We start from the raw sequence: 516 nt of genomic DNA on the forward strand, positions 1-516 counted from the left end.
GCGAACGGATCGACGTTGTTCATTTTCGCCGTCTGCAGCAGCGTTGCGATGGTCGCCCAGGTTCGTCCGCCGCCGTCGCTGCCAGCGAAGAGGCTATTCTTTCTCGTGATTGTTAGTGGCCTGATGGCGCGTTCGACGACGTTGGAGTCGAGCTCGATGCGACCATCGGTCAGGAAGCGTTCGAAGATGGCACGCCGCGAGACGGCATAGCGGATCGCCTCAGCCAGTTTTGATTTGCCGGAGATCCGCCGCAAGGTCTGCTGCCAGAGATCGAAGAGATCTGCGACGATCGCCGCGGAGGCTTGCCGGCGCGCGGCAACGCGAGCGTCGGGGCTTTGACCGCGCACGGTCTTCTCGACCTGCCAGAGCCTTGCCATCCGCTCGACCGTCGCCGTTGCCACTTCCGAGCTCCCTGCAACATGCAGCTCGTAGAACTTGCGTCTGCAGTGTGACCAGCAGCCAGCCAATGTGATGCCATCATTGCCGCGATCGGATCGCGCGAGCTTGTTATAGGCG

At 62.0% G+C, this 516-nt stretch carries 1 protein-coding gene; it reads right to left on the reverse strand.

The window, feature by feature from the left end:
- A partial coding sequence (locus ACZBJS_RS42740; protein WP_463440358.1) for an IS66 family transposase occupies positions 1–516 on the reverse strand: 516 nt, incomplete at both ends.

It is taken from the genome of Bradyrhizobium sp. KZN70725, assembly GCF_055264925.1.